Origin of the sequence: Exiguobacterium sp. UBA7533 (genome assembly GCF_002479335.1) — a bacterium.
In the GTDB taxonomy this organism is placed as follows: domain Bacteria; phylum Bacillota; class Bacilli; order Exiguobacteriales; family Exiguobacteriaceae; genus Exiguobacterium_A.
The window spans coordinates 105778-124949 of sequence record NZ_DLMP01000001.1; the positions used below are offsets into that span (position 1 = coordinate 105778).

The following is a 19172-nucleotide window of genomic DNA, read 5'->3' on the forward strand; positions in this document are numbered from 1 at the left end:
CTCCTTACTTCGTCGCGAGTAACTGTGTCAAGGCGGCTGCTTTCTTAGCATCCATCTTGGCAATGATCGCCGCCTGTTGTTCCGCATCGATGTCCTCGATGATTGGTACGACTTCGGTCGGACTGAGTTCATTTAAAATCAGCGCAGCATCCTTTGGTGCCATTTCAGCATATACATCCGTCACGGATGCTGTTTTTTTCTTCGTCGTTTTTGTTTGATCCGTTGTTTGCGCAGGTGTCTGTTTTAACTGATCCCTCTCAGCAATCAAACGTTCAACTTCCTGCTCTTTCGCTTTTAAGGTATCCGATTGTTCCTTACTTTGATTGCGTAATTTTTTGATTTCTTGATTCGCTACTTTCAGACGACGTTCGAGTTCTGCTGATGGATTCGCCTGATTCGTAGTCGTTTTTTCGGTTGCGAACGGTAAGGATAGTAGTGGACGTCCATTCGCATAATTCAATACGAAATAAGCCGTCAACAAGATTAAAATCAAAGGAATGACCAATAAAGGTAAAATCCACCCTTTTGATGTTTTATTTTCACTCATATCATCCGTCCTCTTCCAAACTGTAACAATGCCAGTTCATCTAATTGATTTTGTTCCGTCAATGCTTCGATTCGTTTCGTTTCGACTGTATGATTCTCTTGGAGACGACTAAATTTCTTCTCTTCGATTAACGCTCGTTCGAGTGCTTCTTGTGTACGTTCGTAACGATTTTTCGATTGTGTCACGTACAATTGCTGTCGTTCGATTTCCTGCTTCACGACATCCCGAGCGCGTTCTCGATATTGCGAAGACGTCAGTTCCACGACGCCAATCTCATCTTGTGCCTTCAGAAAGGACTCATATCGAACGAGCAGATGATATAATTTTTCGACTTCAAGCTCATATTGCTTTTTATGAAGGCTCAGTTCTTTAGCGACGCGATCCTTCTCCGCTTCAGCTAAAGGAATGATTCGTTCATAGATCGTCTTCATCATTCGTCCTCCTTACTGAATCGTTGCCATGAGTTGATGACAAGCCGCTTCGAAATCACTGTCTTCATGAATTTGTTGTTTCAAGAAACGAATCAGCTCCGGATATGTATCGACGGCACGGTCAATTTCCGGGTTCGTTCCTGTTTTGTATGCTCCGATATTGATTAAGTCCTCCGAATCGAGATACGTCGATAACAATTGTCGAAATGCGACAGCAGCGGTCTTTTGTTCAGATGTCGTAATTTGATTCATGACACGGCTGATGGACCGTAAGACATGAATCGCTGGGAACTGCCCTTTGTTCGCAAGGTTACGATCCAGAACGAAGTGACCGTCTAAGATCCCTCGTACGGCGTCGGCGATTGGTTCATTCATGTCGTCTCCATCGACGAGGACTGTGTAGAAAGCAGTAATCGAACCGTCTTGTGTTTTCCCGCTCCGTTCAAGTAGCTGAGGAAGCAGAGCGAATACGCTTGGTGTATATCCTTTCGACGCAGGGGGTTCACCTGTTGCAAGACCGATTTCCCGCTGTGCCATCGCAAAACGAGTAACTGAGTCCATCATCAAGACCACATTTTTCCCTTGATCTCGAAAATATTCAGCGATTGCCGTTGCCGTATAGGCACCTTTTAGACGAACAAGTGGAGGTTGATCGCTCGTTGCTACGACTAAAATAGATCGTTTCATCCCCTCTTCACCAAGTTCTGCCTCTACAAATTCCTTGACTTCACGTCCTCGTTCACCAATCAAAGCGATGACATTGATGTCTGCTGTCGATCGTTTCGCGATCATCCCGAGTAATGTCGATTTTCCGACACCTGATCCTGCGAACAAACCCACACGTTGTCCTTGACCGACTGTCAACAGTCCATCAATGGCACGGATGCCAGTCGAGAGAACATCACTGATGCGAGGACGTTCGAGTGGACTAGGTGGTTTACGAACGATCGATGTCGTGCGTAAATTTTCTAATGACTCACCATCTAGTGGTCTTCCTAGACCATCAAGCACCTTACCAATCAGTTCGTTCCCTACTGGAACGTGGAGTGGTTTTCCTGTCGCAAGAACAATCGAGCCTGGAGCAATCGATGTCGTTTCACCGTATGGCATGAGTAGGACATGCCCTTCTCTAAATCCGACGACTTCTGCTTCGATTGTCTGACGTTGTTGGATTTGGATTAAACACCGCTCACCGATTGCCACTGCTGTCGGTCCTCGCGATTCGATCATCAACCCGATCACTTGGACGACCTTACCAGAGTGCTGTACAAGTTCTTCTGAGCGAATTTCTCGAACCGCGGCCTGCATCGCATTGAGATTAAACATGATGTAAAACCTCATTGATTTTGGTTTGCAATGCTTCAAAGCCACTGGTTAAACCGCCAGTGATCGCTCCATTCTCCGAATCAATCCGATAATCACGTGCCTTTAACGCTGGATCAAATCGCAATTGAATCGTTGCGTTGGCACCTAGAACGCCTTGTAGTCGTTCTTCAAGTAACACGACCCGTTCAAAATCCGCCGGTGACGCATAGATGATGATTTTTTCACGATCTCGGAACTGAATGATCAATTGATGTAACAATTGGTATAACGCTTCTTCCTCTTCATCATGTAACTGTTCTAAAAATTGATGTGTCACTTGGAGTCCGAGGACACATAATTCATGTTCTAGTCGCATCAATCGTTCTTGACTCTGCTCTTCTAGGCGATCAGCAAACGAATTCGTTTTGGCAATCTGCTCTTCAAACGTTGCTTGTCCTTCCGCATGTCCTGTTTCAAATCCAGCTTGATACCCTTGTTGACGTGCTTCTTCTAACGCTTGAAGGCGTTCTTGCTCGAACTGCTGTTGACGCTGTTCGAAATCTAGGAGCATCGCCTGTCGAAGGCGCTCTAACTCAGCGTGTCCTTCTGCCATCTTCTCTTCGTAGAATGTATCTGGAACGATCGTAGGCTCTTCCTGACTGGTCCGAACCTGCACGAGCGTTCGCTCCTGTCGTTCAATTACTGCTTGTCTCTTGATGACGTTAGACAACAATATCATCTCCTCCACCACGAGCAACGACGATCTCACCCATGTCCTCTAAGCGGCGGATGATTCCGACGATTCGACTTTGAGCTTCTTCGACGTCTCGGAGACGCACAGGACCCATGAATTCCATGTCCTCTTTGAACGACTCGACCATCCGTTGTGACATGTTGCGATAGACCATGTCCTTGACATCGTCTGACGATACTTTGAGTGCCAATAGTAAATCCTCGTTTGAGACTTCGCGAATGATTCGCTGTATCGCCCGCGCATCGAGTGTGACGATGTCTTCGAAGACGAACATCCGTTTTTTGATTTCTTCCGCAAGTTCTGGATCCTGAATCTCGAGCGTATCGAGAATCGTTCGTTCCGTTGTGCGGTCGACGCCATTTAATACTTGAACGACAGCCTCGATGCCTCCCGATTGAGCAAAATCTTGCATCCCTGCTTGTGATAGATTCCGTTCAAGAATTTGTTCTACCTCGCTGATGATTTCCGGATTCATCCGGTCCATCGTCGCAATCCGTCTTGCTACATCGGACTGTGCTTCTGCCGGGAGCTCCGAGAGAATCTGACCTGATTTTGCAGGATCGAGATGGGCAAGAACAAGTGCGATCGTTTGTGGATGTTCATTTTGAATGAAGTTCAGAAGCTGTTTCGGATCTGCCTTGCGTGCAAACTCAAACGGACGGACTTGTAACGTCGACGTCAGGCGATAGATGAGTTCCATCGCTTTTTCTTCGCCAAGTGCTTTTTCAAGGACAGATTTAGCAAATCCGATTCCACCTTGCGTGATATAGTTCTGCGCCATCGCTAGTTCATGAAACTCATCAAGGACGACTAACTTCTCTTCTGGATCAATCCGTTTCATGCTAGAGATTTGAAGGGTTAACCATTCCATCTCTTCTTCCGATAAATGTTTATATACACTGGCGGCGACTTCAGGACCTAACGAAATCATGAGAATCGCAGCCTTTTCACGACTGTTCATTTCTAGCTTCTTCATCTCATCAATCCTCCGCTAACCAAGTACGTAATAATTTTGCGAACTCATCCGGATTAGACGCGGCGAGTTTCTCAAGCTGTTTGCGTTTGACCGCACCATCGCTTGTATCTTCTGTTGAGAGTTCAGGAATTTCGGTTTCGATCGGTGTCCATTCCTCAAGTTCTTCGATTTCATTCGCTCTCCGTCGACGCATGAGGAGAATGACTGCTCCAATGACGAGGATTGCTGCACCACCAAGTGCGAACCATACCCACATCGGTGTCGTCGTCGTCGTTTTCGTCGCCGTCGTTGTTTTAGCGAACGGTCGAGACATGACAACGACTTTATTAGCAAGTTCTACATCCGTCAGCGTCGTTTTCGCATCCGTCTTCGTCAACGACGTCCGGATGATGGAATACATCATTGTTTGTAAATCCGTCTGTAATTGCGGATCGATTTGATTTTGACCTTTTGGCGGCTCGACGATGATTTGAATTCCTAAATCCCGAATCTCATAAGGAGCACCTGTAATCTGTTTCGTGATGCGATTGACTTCATAGTTGATGATGTCGTGCGTCTTCTCACTCGTATCACCGGTCGTTCCAGTACCTGCTGGGAAGTTCGTCGTCTCATTTTGTCCCGTACCTGCTGTTCCGGCATTCGCAGACCCTGTATACGCCTCTGCTACTTTTTCTGCCGATGTGACAATCCCTTCGATTTTATCGGGATCTACTGGTTCAACAAGCTTTTGTTCTTCCTGACGTTTCGTGACATCGACATCTGCCGTAACCGAAACGAGCGCTTTTTGTGGACCGAGAACGACAGACAACATTTGTTGAATCTGTTTACGTAAATCGTTTTCCGTCGTTTTTTTCAGCGCCATCGGATCTGTCCCGCCCGCTGTTTGCGTAGCGTTACCTGGCTCGTAGTACGTAAAGTACTGATCCATGATCGTAATATTTTCTTCTTTTAAGTTCGGGATACTCTTTGCAATCAGATGGTAAAGACCTTGGACTGTTTGATTGTTCAGATTACTACCCGCACTAGAAGTCAAGACGACAGAAACCGTTGAAGATTCTTTTTCATCGGAGAGAAAGACGCTCTTTTCTGGAAGAGTAATCATGACTTTTGCAGACTCGATCCCGTTAACTTGTGTAATCAAGTTTTCAAGTTCTGTCTGCATCGTATCGCGTTCAAGAATATTCATTTCTTTATCTGTCGTACCAAATCCAGCATTCTCACTAAAGAAGGAATAATCAATCTGACCAGACTTCGGAATACCTGCCGTTGCTAATTCGACTTTCAAGTTTTCCACGTTTGCTTCCGGAACGAGAATCGTCACACCGTTTGCTGAGCTGACGACTTCCGACGCGATTCCATCCTCATTTAGCTTTTCTGTTACTTGCCCTGCCTCTTGAGGTGACAATTTCGAATAAAGTGGCGTCATCGTTGGTTTAGATAACCAGATAATGGCGACAATCAACGCTGCTAAAACGACGACGATGCTTCCAAGAATCATCGCTTTTTTCGCAAGTGACCACTCTTTCCATGTCGTATTCATAGCTCCGAATCGAGCTTTTATTCGTTCGTTCATTCAACATCTCCCACGCTTTCCTTAACAGTCACAGTTGCATACGCATCATTTCTTGGTATGCTTCGATGCCTTTGTTTCGGACTTCAAGGGCGAGTTGCATAGAAAGCGATGCCTCTTCTGTTTTAATCATGATGTTATGTAGATCCGTCGTCTTCCCTGTCGCTAGGTCGACACGCGCTTGAGATGAGGCTTGCTGTGTTGCATTCAGTCCGTTCATCGCCTCGCTGAGCACCTCACTGAAATCACTTGGTGTCGTCTTCGCGATTGTCTGAGTGGGTAAGACCATTTGCATGTTTTGAATAGGTTGAATTGCCATCCCGTCATCTCCTCTATCTATTTACCGATCTCCATCGCTTTGACGAGCATCGCTTTTGTTGCATTTAAGGCCGTTACGTTCGCTTCGTAAGAACGTGTCGCTCCCATCATGTCGACCATTTCTTTCAATAGATCGACATTCGGCATCTTGACGTATCCAAGTTCATCCGCATCTGGATGCGTCGGATTATATTCTAATTTGAACGGTTCAGGATCTTTCTTCAATTCGCTGACCGTGACCCCATTAGCAGTTTCTTTTAAAACAGCAAGTTTCCTCGCATAGGGTTGCCATTGACCGTTGACAAGCTCACCACGTGTCGTTTGAGCATTGGCGATGTTTGCTGAGACAGTATCCAGTCGTAAACGCTGGGCAGTAAGCCCAGACGCAGATGTATGGAAGCCATTGAACATACTCATCGATTATTTTCCTCCCCGGATGACAGACTGGATACCCGAGAACTTACGATTTAATTGCTCCACGAGCGCCTCATACTCAATTTGATTGCGTGATAATTCAGACATCTCAAGATCGATATCGACACCGTTTCCATCATTACGCATCGTATTTGGTCGATCGACGATACTACCGGTCGTTCCGATTGTTGCATGACGTTTTAGGCTCATCTTCATCTCTGAATCGAGAACATCTCCAAACGCCACTCGCTTCGCCTTATAACCCGGTGTATCGACATTCGCGATATTTTTAGCAATAACTTCTTGTGCCATGACCGTTCGATTGACGGCTTGCGTCATCAAACTGTAGTCAGACCCTAACCAATTCATGTTCTTTCCTCCACTCATGGAACTAGTATTCGAATTTGCGACAAATATTAAGTCATTAGTAACACATCTGAAATAATTGAAACAAATAGGTCAATGTTTGAAAAGAAGTTTTTTGAAAAATAGGGTAATGAGATGCTAATATTCTGTTTTTTATTCCCTTTTCTTATAAAAATGATAAATAATACCTAGTCAAACAAAAGAGACCTAGTACTTTACTAGGTCTCTTATTTATTAATAGCCATTTTCTATTTTTAGTTTGATTTAATTCGCTCTAATTCATATAGGAAGTTATCATTTAAGATTTTAATATACGTTCCCTTCATACCAAGCGAACGTGACTCGATGACTCCTGCACTTTCGAGTTTACGAAGTGCATTGACGATAACAGAACGCGTAATACCAACACGATCGGCAATTTTTGAAGCGACAAGTAGTCCTTCATTACCCTCGAGTTCTTCGAAGATATGTTCGATTGCTTCGAGTTCTGAATAAGATAACGAATTGATCGCCATCTGAACGACTGCTTTCTTACGTGCCTTGTCTTCCGCTTCATGAGCCTTCTCACGAAGGATTTCCATCCCAACGACTGTCGCCCCATACTCTGCAAGCACGAGATCTTCTTCGTTGAAGTCTTCTACCATACGGCCTAGGACAAGCGTACCAAGGCGTTCTCCACCACCGATGATTGGTACGATCGTCGTTTTCGACGTTTCGAACGTATCACGGTTGTCGACTGGGAATGCCGTGTGTTCGCTATCGATGGCAATGTTTGCTGTCGTTTCAGTGACGTTAAATAATTTTTTCGTGTAATCTTCCGGAAATTGGCGTTCTTCCAAGAAACCACGGACCCGGTCATTTTCGATTTGTTGCTTAATTGCGATACCTAGTAACTTACCGCGTCGACTTACGATGAATGTGTTCGATTCCATGACTTCGCTGAGCCGATCAGCCATGACCTTGAAATCAACATGTGTGCTTGCTTCTTGTTGTAACATCGTATTCAGCTTCCGCGTTTTCGCCAATAAATTCATTTTTTCTTCCTCCACTTTATAAGATGAACTGACTTAAGTCTCGATCATCTGCTACTTTTCCAACACGATCCGTCACGTATTGTGGCGTAATCGTTACATCCGTTTCAGGCATGTCTGCTGCTTCGAAGGATAATTCTTCAAGTACGCGCTCCATGATCGTATACAAGCGCCGCGCTCCGATATTATCCGTCTCATCGTTTACCTGTGCAGCAATCCGTGCAATTTCACGAATGGCCTCTTCTGTAAAGGTGACATGAACGTGCTCTGCCCCTAGTAATGCTTTATATTGTTTGAGTAATGCTTGATTCGGTTCAGTTAAAATTTTAACAAAGTCATCTTCCGTCAAACTGTCGAGTTCGACACGGATCGGGAAACGACCTTGGAGTTCAGGAATTAGATCAGACGGTTTCGCCATATGGAATGCACCGGCAGCGATAAACAAGATATGATCCGTCTTGACTGGTCCATATTTCGTGACGATCGTCGATCCCTCAACGATCGGCAAAATATCTCGTTGAACACCTTCTCGTGAAACACCTGCTGAATCATGTCCCTTTGTCGCAATCTTATCAATCTCATCAACGAAAATGATGCCCATTTGTTCTGCACGGCGGACCGCTTCGTCATGAACTTCATTTAAGTCAAGCAATCGTTCCGCTTCTTCTGCGGTCAAAATCGGACGTGCTTCTTTAACCGTGAGCTGGCGCTTCTTCGTTTTCTTCGGCATGACTTGTCCAAGCATATCCTGAAGATTTGCGAGCCCCTCCATGCCTTGTTGTCCGGAGAATAAATCAACTTGACGTTCTTCAACATCGACCTCGATCATTCGATCTTCGAGTTGACCTGTCAGCAATTGCTGACGGAGTAGCGAACGATCAGCTGTTGCTTCCGATGTATCTGGCTCTTGCTGCTTTTGGTTCCCACCGAACAACATCTCAAACGGATTCGTTCCACCCCCGAGACCAGATGACGCTTTTTTGCCAGACAACGCATCAACGATTCGTTCGTTCGCCACTGCCTCCGCCCGATCTTTAAGCGCTTCTTTTTTCTCATCTTTGACAAGACGTAGAGACGCTTCCACAAGATCTCGTACCATCGATTCTACGTCGCGACCGACATATCCTACTTCCGTGAACTTCGTCGCTTCGATTTTGACGAACGGCGCTCGGACGAGTTTCGCGAGACGTCGCGCAATCTCTGTTTTTCCGACACCGGTAGGTCCGATCATCAGGATATTCTTTGGCGTGACTTCATCCCGCATCGATGCATCGAGTAATTGTCGACGGTATCGATTACGTAAAGCGATCGCCACCGCACGTTTAGCATCAGCTTGTCCGATGACATGTTCATTCAACTTCTCGACGATTTGTCTTGGCGTCAATTCATGCATGGTCATTGCCTCCGATCGTTTCTAAGATGATTTGATCGTTCGTAAAGACACAGAGTTCTCCAGCCGTCTCAAGCGCCGCACGAGCGATTTCTTCTGCCGTGAGATGACTTGCGTGTCGAGCTAACGCGCGACCTGCAGCAAGCGCATAATTACCACCTGAACCGATCGCAAGAATGCCGTCATCCGGTTCGATGACTTCTCCGTTTCCGGATACAAGTAATAGATGTGTTCCATCCATGACGAGTAAGAGTGCTTCTAGTTGACGCAACATCTTATCGCCTCGCCATTCCTTCGCCAGTTCAACAGCTGCCCGTTGTAAGTTCCCGTTATACATTTCAAGTTTCGCTTCGAATTTTTCAAAGAGTGTAAACGCGTCCGCGACACTTCCAGCAAATCCGGCAATGACTTTGCCACCATAGAGGCGCCGTACTTTTTTCGCACTTTTCTTCATGATGACTTGGTTTCCGAAAGTCACCTGTCCGTCTCCACTCATCGCGGATTGTCCGTTATGTTGAATCGCAAAAATCGTCGTTGCATGAAACATCAATGTTTCCTCCCTTAGGCACGAGGATGTGCTTGTTGATAAACATGTCGTAATCGTTCCGTTGTTACGTGTGTATACTGACCGGTCGTCGAAAGAGATGCATGTCCAAGTAGCTCCTGGACCGCTCGCAAATCGGCTCCTCTTTCTAGCAGATCCGTCGCGAAACTATGACGAAGCGCATGGGGTGTCACATGTTTCCCAACGAGTTGTTCCCCTTTTTTCATGATTTTCCGAATCGCATCCGTCGTCAATCGACGTCCTGAATGAGACAAGAACAATGCTTGCTCATGACCTGCAACTGGATCTCGTGATGGTAGGTACAGTTCTAATGCATCTTTCGCAAAGGTTCCAATTGGCGCAATGCGCTCTTTCCCACCTTTTCCATACACATGGACGTAGGAATGATCAGTTGCGAGATCACGAAGATCCAGTTGAACGACCTCGCTGACTCGCATACCCGTCGCATATAAAAGTTCCACTAACGCGACATTCCGGTTACCAAGCGTATCACTCGATCGAAATGCATCGAGGAAACGTTCATATTCCGTTGGGACAAGGAATGTCGGAAGTCCTTGTTGTCGTTTTGGTGCTTTTAATCCATCAAATGGATTAGGTTCATCGGTGTCACGTGTCAAAAAACGACCAAATTGTTTGAGGCAGGAAACTTTTTGCGCAATCGTTGCTCGCGCCAGCTCCTGATCGTAAAGAGCATACAAATAACGCCGTGCACTTGCCAATTCAATCGATCGTAATTGATGATCGCGGCAAAAAGCGGCGTATTGTCGAAGTGTTTGATCATAAGAGCGACCTGTATTCGGAGATAATTGACGTTCAATATGAACATACCGCATGAAATCTTCTAGCAGTCGCTCAAAAGCAGTGTCTATCCCCATGAATGCGCCCCCTTCTGACCATTTCATTCTCGAATCGCCCTTAGCATAGCACAGACCAAGTAGTCTGACAATAGACCAAAAACCGAAAAATTAACGAAATTATCACGCTTTTATGACAAATTAAGAAATGGGGAGAAAGAGCGCTGAATCACGCCTTTCTCCCCATCAACAATCACATATCCGTGAAATCTTTGATCGCTTCAAGCGCTCGCTCTGCATAGAGCGCATACTTCTCTGGTTTTTTCATCCGAACCGGGTGACCGACAAGTGCCGGAACCAAACCGAAGTTGGCATTCATTGGCTGGAAATTTTTCCCCTCCGTCGTCGTGATGTAATGCGACATTGCACCCATCATCGTCTCTTGCGGGAATGTAACCGGTTCTGCCTCGTTAACAAGACGCGCCGCATTGATTCCGGCAGTCAAGCCGGATGCTGCTGACTCGACGTATCCTTCGACCCCTGTCATTTGACCAGCAAAGAACAAGTCGTCACGCGTACGTGTTTGATACGTCGGTTTCAACAAGTTCGGTGAGTTGACGAACGTGTTCCGATGCATAACACCATAACGGACGATTTCTGCATTTTCAAGACCTGGAATCAAACGAATGATCCGCTTTTGTTCGCCCCATTTTAAATGGGTCTGGAAGCCGACGAGATTAAACAGTGTCCCTGCTGAATTGTCTTGACGCAGTTGAACGACAGCATATGGTCGTTTTCCTGTTTTCGGATCTTCGAGTCCGACTGGCTTCATTGGTCCGAATAAGAGCGTTTTCGGCCCACGAGAAGCGAGTACTTCAAAAGGCATGCATCCTTCGAAGTAAATCTCTTTTTCGAATTCCTTCAACGGAACGACTTCCGCATTGATTAGCTCGTCATAGAAGAGTTGGAATTCTTCTTCCGTCATTGGGCAATTCAAGTAGGCAGCTTCTCCTTTATCGTAACGCGATTTTAGGTACACCTTCTCACGATCGATTGTATCCCCATCGAGAATCGGTGCCGCTGCATCGAAGAAGTACAGGTAATCTTCACCTGTGAATTGTTTAAGTGATTCCGATAATGCCGCACTCGTCAACGGACCCGTCGCAACGATCGTCGGACCATCTGGAATCGCTTCGATTTCTTCATGGTGGACTGTAACGTTCGGATGGTTTTTTAACGTTTCCGTCACGTATCCTGCGAAGTCATGCCGATCGACAGCAAGTGCTCCACCTGCTGGGACGCTCGCTAAGTCTGCTGCTTTCATGATCAAGGAATCGAGCTGACGCATTTCTTCCTTTAATACACCGACTGCATTCGTCAGCTGATTTGCCCGAAGTGAGTTCGAACAGACGAGTTCTGCGAATTGGTCTGTATGGTGTGCGGGTGTCTGTTTGACTGGCCGCATTTCATATAAATCTACTTGTACGCCGCGTTTTGCAAGTTGCCATGCTGCTTCAGAACCTGCAAGTCCCGCGCCGATTACCGTTACACGTTTCAACGGTCATTCCTCCTCTTGCTCCTGATCGATGCGTGTTTCATGATGTCCACAAGATGTACATTCTACTTTCACACCGTTCTTGATTTTCTTTTGTACCATCATACTGCTACATACCGGACATGGTTCTTCGACCGGTTTATCCCACGAAACGAACTCACATTCCGGATAGTTCGAACAACCGTAGAACAAACGTCCTTTTTTACTTCGTCGTTCGACGATATCACCGGTTCCACATGTCGGACACTTCACACCAATCTCGACTTGGATCGGTTTCGTGTTACGACACTCTGGGAAATTCGAGCACGCCATGAACTTACCATAACGTCCCATCTTTATGACCATCGGATGACCACAGACTTCACAATCTTCTCCAGCTGGTTCATCTTTGATTTCAATCTTCTCGATCTCTGCTTCCGCTCGTGTCAGACGTTTCGCAAAGGATTTATAGATTGGATCGACGACTTCCGTCCACTGCATGTCGCCTTTTTCGATCGCATCGAGTAAAGCTTCCATGTCTGCCGTGAACTGGACAGTGATGAACTCCTGGAAATAGTCGCTGATCATATCGATGACGAGTTCACCAAGTTCCGTTGGTAAGAATTTCTTCTCTTCAAGCGTCACGTAACCCCGTTTTTGAATCGTATCAAGTGTCGGCGCATACGTCGACGGACGACCAATTCCGAGTTCTTCCATCGCCCGGACAAGACGCGCTTCCGTATAACGTGGTGGTGGTTGAGTAAAGTGTTGCTTCGGTTCGATTGCTGATTGTTTCAACTCTTCCCCTTTATCAAGTGGAGGAAGTAATCCTTCCTTGACGTCGGTGACGGCCTCATCATCGGTATCTTCGATGTAAACCTTCATGAAGCCTGGGAATTTAACAGTTGATCCGTTCGCACGGAACATAACATCGTTCGAGACAAGGTCGATTTTGACGGTATCGAGAATTGCTGGCGCCATCTGACTTGCGACGAATCGTTCCCAGATCAGTTTATATAAACGGAATTGGTCACGCGATAGATACGATTTAACGAGTTGTGGTTCACGCATTGTCGAAGTCGGGCGAACCGCTTCGTGCGCATCCTGTGAGTTCGCTGATTTCTTTTCTTTGCGTTTTTCACTTGCGATGTATTCTTTTCCATACGCCTGCTCGATGAACCCGTGTGCTTCGAGGTTCGCCGATTCAGACGTCCGTGTTGAATCGGTACGCATATACGTGATCAAACCGACCGTACCTTCTTTTCCGATCTCGATTCCTTCGTATAGCTGTTGTGCGATCATCATTGTCTTCTTCGCTCGGAAATTCAGTTTACGTGCTGCTTCCTGTTGCAAAGAACTAGTCGTAAACGGTAACGCTGGATTCCGTTTCCGCTCTTTTTTCGTGACGGAATCAACTGTGAAGTCTTCTGAGAGTTGATTCAAGATTTGATCGACTTCTTCTTGCGAATGAAGTTCACGTTTCTTACCATCGACTCCGTAGAAGTTTGCTTCGAGCTTTTCACCGTTTGCATCGAGTTCGAGTTTGATCGTCCAGTATTCTTCTGGCATGAACGCATTGATTTCTTGTTCCCGGTCGATAATCATCTTAACGGCAACCGATTGTACACGTCCTGCAGATAAACCTTTTTTGATCTTCTTCCATAATAACGGACTCATGCTATAACCAACAAGGCGGTCCAAGATACGACGTGCTTGCTGTGCATCCACAAGATCATAATTGAGCTTGCGTGGTCGCTTGAACGAATCCTTGATGGCATCTTTCGTGATTTCATTGAAAACGACGCGGCACTCTGTTGATTCATCAACGCCTAATGCTTTGGCTAAATGCCATGCGATCGCTTCTCCTTCACGGTCGGGGTCGGCTGCGAGATAGATTTTTTGTGCTTTTTTCGCAGCTGTCTTGAGTTCTTTTAAGACCGGACCTTTACCACGGATCGTGATATATTTCGGTTCATAGTCATGTTCGACGTCGACTCCCATTTGGCTTTTCGGCAAGTCAATGACGTGCCCCATCGACGCTTTCACGGTATAGTTGGATCCGAGATAACGTTTAATGGTTTTTGCCTTAGCGGGTGACTCGACGATTACTAGATATTTTGCCATTGCAATCGCTCCCTATTAGAGGCGTACTCCGTATTTTAATCTCACTTATCATAGTAGTCTCGATTCCCATTTGTCAACGTTCAGCCGAATAGTTTTTGAAACTTCTTCCGGATCAAGGAGTGGAATCGCTCCTTCTGCGATCAATTGATTCGTTCCGGCAAAGAACGTTTCAGTCGGACACCCCGGTAAACAATAGACATCTTTTCCTTGATCGAGCGCGTGACTTGCTGTGTTCATCGTACCACTTCGTTTTGCTGCCTCGACGATGATCAACGACGAGGACAAGCCGGCAATAATCCGATTTCGTTCTAGAAATTGAAATTTTTGAATGGGTGTGCCAGGTGGATATTCGGAGAGAAGAAGACCATTCGAGAAGATACGTTCAAAAAGAGCAGCATGGGAAGTTGGATATAGACGATCAAGTCCGCCGGCCAGAACCGCAATCGTTGTCTGTTGATGTTTTAAGGATAGACGATGGACGAGGGCATCGATGCCATATGCGCCTCCGGAAACGGTGGCGAGATCTGGATGAAAGAAGGATTGTAGAAAATGCATGCGGGAAAGGTGTTGCGGTGAGGGAGTTCGACTACCGATGATACTGATGCGTGGAAGAGTTAGGCGGGACGGATCACCGCGGTAAAAGAGGGCATAGATAGGTTGAGGAATCGTCAGTAGTACGGTTGGAAACAGTGGATCTCCTTTAACTAGAATCGACTCTTCGATCCGATCAAGTTGCAGTGCTTGTTCATATCGTTTTCGAAGCCGATTTGAAACGGGTAATTCATGACTTGGAACGATTCCGAACCGTTCAATCAATTGAACAATCGGATATGGTACCTGACACATGGCGAAGCGGACATACAGTTCTCGATTCATGAGATCAACGCTCCTTCTTTAAGCTTCTTATTTATATAGAAGAAAGCCGTCCTGATTTGATCAGGACAGCTCTTTTTTTGATTTATTTGACTGTGCTGTTCGTCACGCACTCGTCATAGATCCCTGCTTCTTTGATGACACGGATTAACGTCTCACCAATGACAGCTGGTGTTTCTGCCACTTCAATTCCGTTTGCACGGAGTGTCTTGATTTTTTCAGCAGCTGTTCCTTTACCGCCGGAAATGATCGCACCTGCGTGACCCATCCGTTTACCGGCAGGAGCCGTTTGACCACCGATGAAACCGATGACTGGCTTCGTCATGTTCGCTTTGACCCACTCAGCCGCTTCTTCTTCCGCTGTTCCACCGATTTCACCTAACATGATGACGGCTTTTGTTTCTGGATCTTCATTGAACGCTTTTAGCGTATCGATGAAGTCTGTTCCATTGACTGGGTCGCCCCCGATACCGACAGCTGTCGATTGACCGATGCCTGCCGTCGTCAATTGATGAACGGCTTCATACGTCAACGTTCCAGAACGCGAAACGATTCCGACATGTCCCGGTGTATGGATGTATCCTGGCATGATACCAAGTTTTGCGACACCTGGAGTGATGACGCCTGGACAGTTTGGTCCGATAAGACGAACTGGCTTGCCATCAAGGTAACGTTTTACTTTAACCATATCAAGGACTGGAATACCTTCCGTGATACAGATGATTAATGCGATGTTCGCATCTGCTGCTTCCATGATCGCATCTGCTGCGAATGCTGGTGGCACGTAGATAATCGATGCGTTCGCACCTGTTTTGTCGACCGCTTGTGCGACCGTATCGAAGACAGGAACACCACCAAGTACTTCCGTACCGCCTTTTCCTGGTGTGACACCACCTACGAGGTTTGTTCCGTAGTCGATCATCTGTTCACCATGGAACATCCCTTGATTACCTGTAATCCCTTGAATAATGACTTTCGTCGATTCGTTCACCCAAATACTCATCTTTAGCTCCCCCTTACTTCACGAGCGCAGCAATTTTTTCTGCGCCGTCTGCCATTGATGTAGCTGCTGTAATCGCTAGACCTGAATCTTTGAGAATTTGTTTTCCTGCATCAACATTCGTCCCTTCAAGACGAACGACGAGCGGCAATTCGAGACCGACTTCTTTTGTCGCCGCAACGATACCTTCTGCGATGACGTCACATTTCATGATTCCACCGAAAATGTTAACGAAAATCCCTTTAACGTTCTCATCCGACAAGATCAGTTTGAAGGCTTCTGTTACCTTCTCCTTCGTCGCACCACCACCGACATCAAGGAAGTTCGCAGGATCACCACTGAAGTGTTTGATGATATCCATCGTTGCCATGGCAAGACCAGCACCATTGACGAGGCAGCCGATATTTCCATCGAGCGCGATGTAGTTCAAATCACTCTTCGATGCTTCGACTTCGCGTGGATCTTCTTCTGTTTCATCACGTAACGCCACGATGTCCGCATGACGATATAATGCGTTCGAGTCGAAGTTCAACTTCGCGTCCAGCGCGAGAACTTCGCCATCCTTCGTCGTAACGAGTGGGTTAATTTCTGCGATTGAACAATCCTTGTCGACGAAGAAATTATAAAGTTTCGTGACCATACCGACGAACTTGTTGACGAGCTTCACAGGAACACCCATTGCGAACGCAAGTTTACGCGCTTGGAATCCTTGAAGACCAACTGCAGGATCGACGACTTCTTTAATGATTTTTTCCGGTGTCGCTTCCGCCACCTCTTCGATGTCCATACCACCTTCGCTTGATCCCATGATGACGACACGTCCTGTCACACGATCAAGTACGATTCCAAGATAGTATTCTTTATCAATCGCACAGCCTTCTTCGACGAGAAGACGTTGAACGACTTTTCCTTCGGGACCTGTTTGGTGCGTGACGAGCGTTTTGCCGAGTAACTCCGTCGCATATTCCTTCACTTCTTCTTGCGATTTCGCAAGCTTGACGCCACCTGCTTTACCGCGTCCCCCCGCGTGAATTTGAGCTTTGACGACTTTAATCGGGCCTGACAATTGTTCTGATGCATCGACCGCCTCTTCGACGGTGAAGGCTGCGATTCCGTTTGGTACGGGTACCCCGTACGAACGAAGTAATTCTTTTGCCTGATACTCATGTACATTCATGAAAAAATCCCCCTTAACCCCTTTAGTTTCGGCTCTTTCATTGTAGTTAAAATTGGAAGCGCTGTCTATCGTTATCGACCGAAAGCTTTATTTTTTCAGAATTCCATTTTGATCAAGACGATATAAAAAGGCGAATAATTCGGCAATGACACCGTATAGTTCTTCTGGGATCTGTTCTGATACTTGAACAGCATCCAGTAACGTCATCAGCGTTTCGTCCTGCCGGATCGGAATATCGTGCTTTAATGCCTCTTCTAAAATCCGTTCCGCGATGTGTTCTGATCCCTTAGCGACGACTTTCGGCGCATGCATTTGTTCTTCGTATGATAGAGCAATCGCTTTTTTCATATATGGAGATCCACCCTTCCATTACGCGTCGAGATATCATGTGGTACACGTTCTTTCGTCTGTTCGACCCAATCGAATCGCGTCAACGCATAGCCCTGTTCCTCGAGTCGTGCTTGAATCTGAGGCGTATAGGCTTGCATGAACGTATTGACGTGTGCGTTTGGATGAAAGACGGAAATCGAAACGTTCCGGTCTACGATCAAGACATCAATTGCGACCTCACCAAGCGTCGGTAATTGTAAGTATAAGACGATACGGGCATGATTTGGATCAAACGTTCGTTCGAACGGTGCTTCCATCATGAGATCAACATCTTCGAAAGGTCCGAATTGAGGTAATTGAAATAAATATACTCCTTTTCCTACTTCATTTGTTGCTTGAACGAGTTGTTGCGCTAAAATTTGATCACTCGTCTTTCGATCAAGCGATCGACCTGCCTCGTCGCCCTTTGCCAATTGAACGAGTTCAGTAAGAGCGTGTTTTAACTGCTTCGCTTCTCCTTCCGTCACGGGTTGACCGATTTGCCTTAGTAGTTCCCGTGTTTCCGCAGTCGGTACCGTCTGGCGCTGTAAAAAGGAATCGAGTAACTGGGGTAATGCTGATTTTTGCGGGACAGACTCAGTCGAGATGATTTTTAAGACCGGTTGTCCTTCTGCTGAAACGACTTGAAAGCGATACATGCTCCCTTCTTTTAGTTCAGCCGTCGTCCCTGCCGTCAAGACGCGTTGACCGACCTGTAGTTCCATTAATCCGTCCGGCAACAGTTTTAATACTTTGCCGACGATGTTTGCGCCTTCCCGTAACGGTAAGTTCGCATGCTCGATGATTTTAAATGGTAGTAAGGCACGATGTTCGATGTGCATGCTCGATCCCTCCTAGAGACGTTCTTTGACAGGACGGAATGTTTTTCGGTGAATCGGTGTGACGCCCAGTGTATCAAGCGCTTGTAAATGCGTCGCAGTCCCGTAACCTGCGTGTGTTTCAAATCCGTATCCCGGATACTCGATCGCGTATTGTTCCATCATCGCATCTCGTGTCTCTTTTGCGACGACGCTCGCTGCTGCGATGGAGACACTTCTCGCATCTCCTTTGATGAGAGAGAGTTGTGGTGTATCGTCGTCGAGTGTCATCGCATCAACCAGCAAGGCATCAGGTTTGAGTTGACGAACCGCGACTTGCATTGCCCGTTTCGATGCTTGATAGATGTTGATCTCGTCAATTTCAGCTGGTTCGATGATGCCGACCGCAATCTCTGCAACGTCTTGTAGGTGTTTAAATGCCGCTTGTCGTTGTATTTTACTCATTTGTTTTGAATCCGTTAGGCCTGGATGATAGAACCCTTCTGGTAAGATGACAGCTGCCGCGACGACTGGACCAGCAAGCGGTCCCCGTCCCACTTCATCCACTCCGGCAATCCGTCTATATCCTTGCTGATGATACTGTTCTTCGAAAATGAACCGCTCCTTGAAATCGATCCGTTGTTGCTCTTCGAGGGCAAATCGTCGTTCTGTCTGACGAAACAGTGTATGCACCCCTTTTCGCGCGTCCGATGCGAGTTCCTGCTTCAATTGTGAAAACTCCTCGATCGTGATGTTGTGTAGACGTTCCTTTAATTCCGTAATCTTCATCTGTTTCGCTCCTTTGAAAAAAACTTG

Annotated in this window: 21 protein-coding genes; all 21 read right to left on the minus strand. The window is 46.4% G+C overall.

Annotated elements, in window-relative coordinates; all coding sequences use genetic code 11:
- Positions 1 to 4 precede the first annotated feature (4 nt).
- Positions 5 to 547: a magnesium transporter MgtE N-terminal domain-containing protein gene (locus B2U10_RS00550; protein WP_056062230.1), complete on the minus strand. Its 543-nt coding sequence runs from the start codon at positions 545 to 547 to the stop codon at positions 5 to 7.
- Positions 544 to 978, minus strand: coding sequence for a flagellar export protein FliJ (locus tag B2U10_RS00555; protein WP_035406985.1), 435 nt, complete (start codon positions 976 to 978; stop codon positions 544 to 546). The genes B2U10_RS00550 and B2U10_RS00555 overlap by 4 nt, the downstream gene beginning before the upstream one ends.
- A gap of 12 nt (positions 979 to 990) precedes the next feature.
- A complete protein-coding gene (gene fliI / locus B2U10_RS00560) occupies positions 991 to 2286 on the minus strand; it encodes a flagellar protein export ATPase FliI (RefSeq protein ID WP_290753250.1) in 1296 nt (431 codons plus the stop codon).
- A gap of 10 nt (positions 2287 to 2296) precedes the next feature.
- Complete coding sequence (locus B2U10_RS00565) at positions 2297 to 3022, minus strand: FliH/SctL family protein (RefSeq protein WP_035406981.1); 726 nt, start codon at positions 3020 to 3022, stop codon at positions 2297 to 2299.
- On the minus strand, positions 3006 to 4013 hold the full coding sequence (gene fliG / locus B2U10_RS00570) for a flagellar motor switch protein FliG (protein ID WP_035406978.1): 1008 nt from the start codon (positions 4011 to 4013) through the stop codon (positions 3006 to 3008). The genes B2U10_RS00565 and fliG overlap by 17 nt, the downstream gene beginning before the upstream one ends.
- Before the next feature lie 4 nt (positions 4014 to 4017).
- Positions 4018 to 5586 carry a flagellar basal-body MS-ring/collar protein FliF gene (fliF, locus tag B2U10_RS00575; RefSeq protein ID WP_290785152.1) on the minus strand — a complete coding sequence of 523 codons (1569 nt, stop codon included), beginning with the start codon at positions 5584 to 5586 and terminating at the stop codon, positions 4018 to 4020.
- Positions 5587 to 5614: 28 nt separating this feature from the next.
- Positions 5615 to 5902, minus strand: coding sequence for a flagellar hook-basal body complex protein FliE (fliE, locus tag B2U10_RS00580; protein ID WP_035406973.1), 288 nt, complete (start codon positions 5900 to 5902; stop codon positions 5615 to 5617).
- Between the two features lie 17 nt (positions 5903 to 5919).
- Positions 5920 to 6318 (minus strand): flagellar basal body rod protein FlgC, encoded by a 399-nt coding sequence (gene flgC, locus B2U10_RS00585; RefSeq protein WP_035406970.1) that lies wholly within the window; start codon positions 6316 to 6318, stop codon positions 5920 to 5922.
- A gap of 3 nt (positions 6319 to 6321) precedes the next feature.
- A complete protein-coding gene (gene flgB, locus B2U10_RS00590; RefSeq protein WP_035406967.1) occupies positions 6322 to 6684 on the minus strand; it encodes a flagellar basal body rod protein FlgB in 363 nt (120 codons plus the stop codon).
- A 251-nt stretch (positions 6685 to 6935) separates the two neighbouring features.
- The gene (gene codY, locus B2U10_RS00595) at positions 6936 to 7715 is read right to left on the minus strand and encodes a GTP-sensing pleiotropic transcriptional regulator CodY (RefSeq protein ID WP_023468725.1); all 780 of its coding nucleotides are present in this window, start codon (positions 7713 to 7715) and stop codon (positions 6936 to 6938) included.
- Positions 7716 to 7731: 16 nt separating this feature from the next.
- Complete coding sequence (hslU, locus tag B2U10_RS00600) at positions 7732 to 9105, minus strand: ATP-dependent protease ATPase subunit HslU (protein WP_035406964.1); 1374 nt, start codon at positions 9103 to 9105, stop codon at positions 7732 to 7734.
- Positions 9098 to 9649 carry an ATP-dependent protease subunit HslV gene (gene hslV, locus B2U10_RS00605; protein ID WP_023468727.1) on the minus strand — a complete coding sequence of 184 codons (552 nt, stop codon included), beginning with the start codon at positions 9647 to 9649 and terminating at the stop codon, positions 9098 to 9100. Before hslV ends, hslU begins: the two co-directional genes overlap by 8 nt.
- 14 nt (positions 9650 to 9663) lie before the next feature.
- Positions 9664 to 10569 carry a tyrosine recombinase XerC gene (locus B2U10_RS00610; RefSeq protein ID WP_231496840.1) on the minus strand — a complete coding sequence of 302 codons (906 nt, stop codon included), beginning with the start codon at positions 10567 to 10569 and terminating at the stop codon, positions 9664 to 9666.
- A 145-nt stretch (positions 10570 to 10714) separates the two neighbouring features.
- Positions 10715 to 12019: an FADH(2)-oxidizing methylenetetrahydrofolate--tRNA-(uracil(54)-C(5))-methyltransferase TrmFO gene (trmFO, locus tag B2U10_RS00615; protein ID WP_023468729.1), complete on the minus strand. Its 1305-nt coding sequence runs from the start codon at positions 12017 to 12019 to the stop codon at positions 10715 to 10717.
- A gap of 3 nt (positions 12020 to 12022) precedes the next feature.
- Complete coding sequence (gene topA / locus B2U10_RS00620) at positions 12023 to 14119, minus strand: type I DNA topoisomerase (RefSeq protein WP_035406961.1); 2097 nt, start codon at positions 14117 to 14119, stop codon at positions 12023 to 12025.
- Between the two features lie 48 nt (positions 14120 to 14167).
- Positions 14168 to 14995, minus strand: coding sequence for a DNA-processing protein DprA (gene dprA / locus B2U10_RS00625; RefSeq protein ID WP_290785154.1), 828 nt, complete (start codon positions 14993 to 14995; stop codon positions 14168 to 14170).
- Positions 14996 to 15077: 82 nt separating this feature from the next.
- Positions 15078 to 15995, minus strand: coding sequence for a succinate--CoA ligase subunit alpha (gene sucD / locus B2U10_RS00630; RefSeq protein ID WP_056062240.1), 918 nt, complete (start codon positions 15993 to 15995; stop codon positions 15078 to 15080).
- A gap of 13 nt (positions 15996 to 16008) precedes the next feature.
- The gene (sucC, locus tag B2U10_RS00635) at positions 16009 to 17169 is read right to left on the minus strand and encodes an ADP-forming succinate--CoA ligase subunit beta (RefSeq protein ID WP_023468732.1); all 1161 of its coding nucleotides are present in this window, start codon (positions 17167 to 17169) and stop codon (positions 16009 to 16011) included.
- 87 nt (positions 17170 to 17256) lie between these two features.
- Entirely contained in the window at positions 17257 to 17517 is a 261-nt protein-coding gene (locus tag B2U10_RS00640; RefSeq protein ID WP_056062244.1) for an EscU/YscU/HrcU family type III secretion system export apparatus switch protein, read from the minus strand.
- Entirely contained in the window at positions 17514 to 18380 is an 867-nt protein-coding gene (locus B2U10_RS00645; protein ID WP_290785158.1) for a flagellar hook-length control protein FliK, read from the minus strand. The genes B2U10_RS00640 and B2U10_RS00645 overlap by 4 nt, the downstream gene beginning before the upstream one ends.
- 12 nt (positions 18381 to 18392) lie before the next feature.
- A complete protein-coding gene (locus tag B2U10_RS00650) occupies positions 18393 to 19145 on the minus strand; it encodes a ribonuclease HII (protein WP_290785160.1) in 753 nt (250 codons plus the stop codon).
- Between the last annotated feature and the right edge of the window lie 27 nt (positions 19146 to 19172).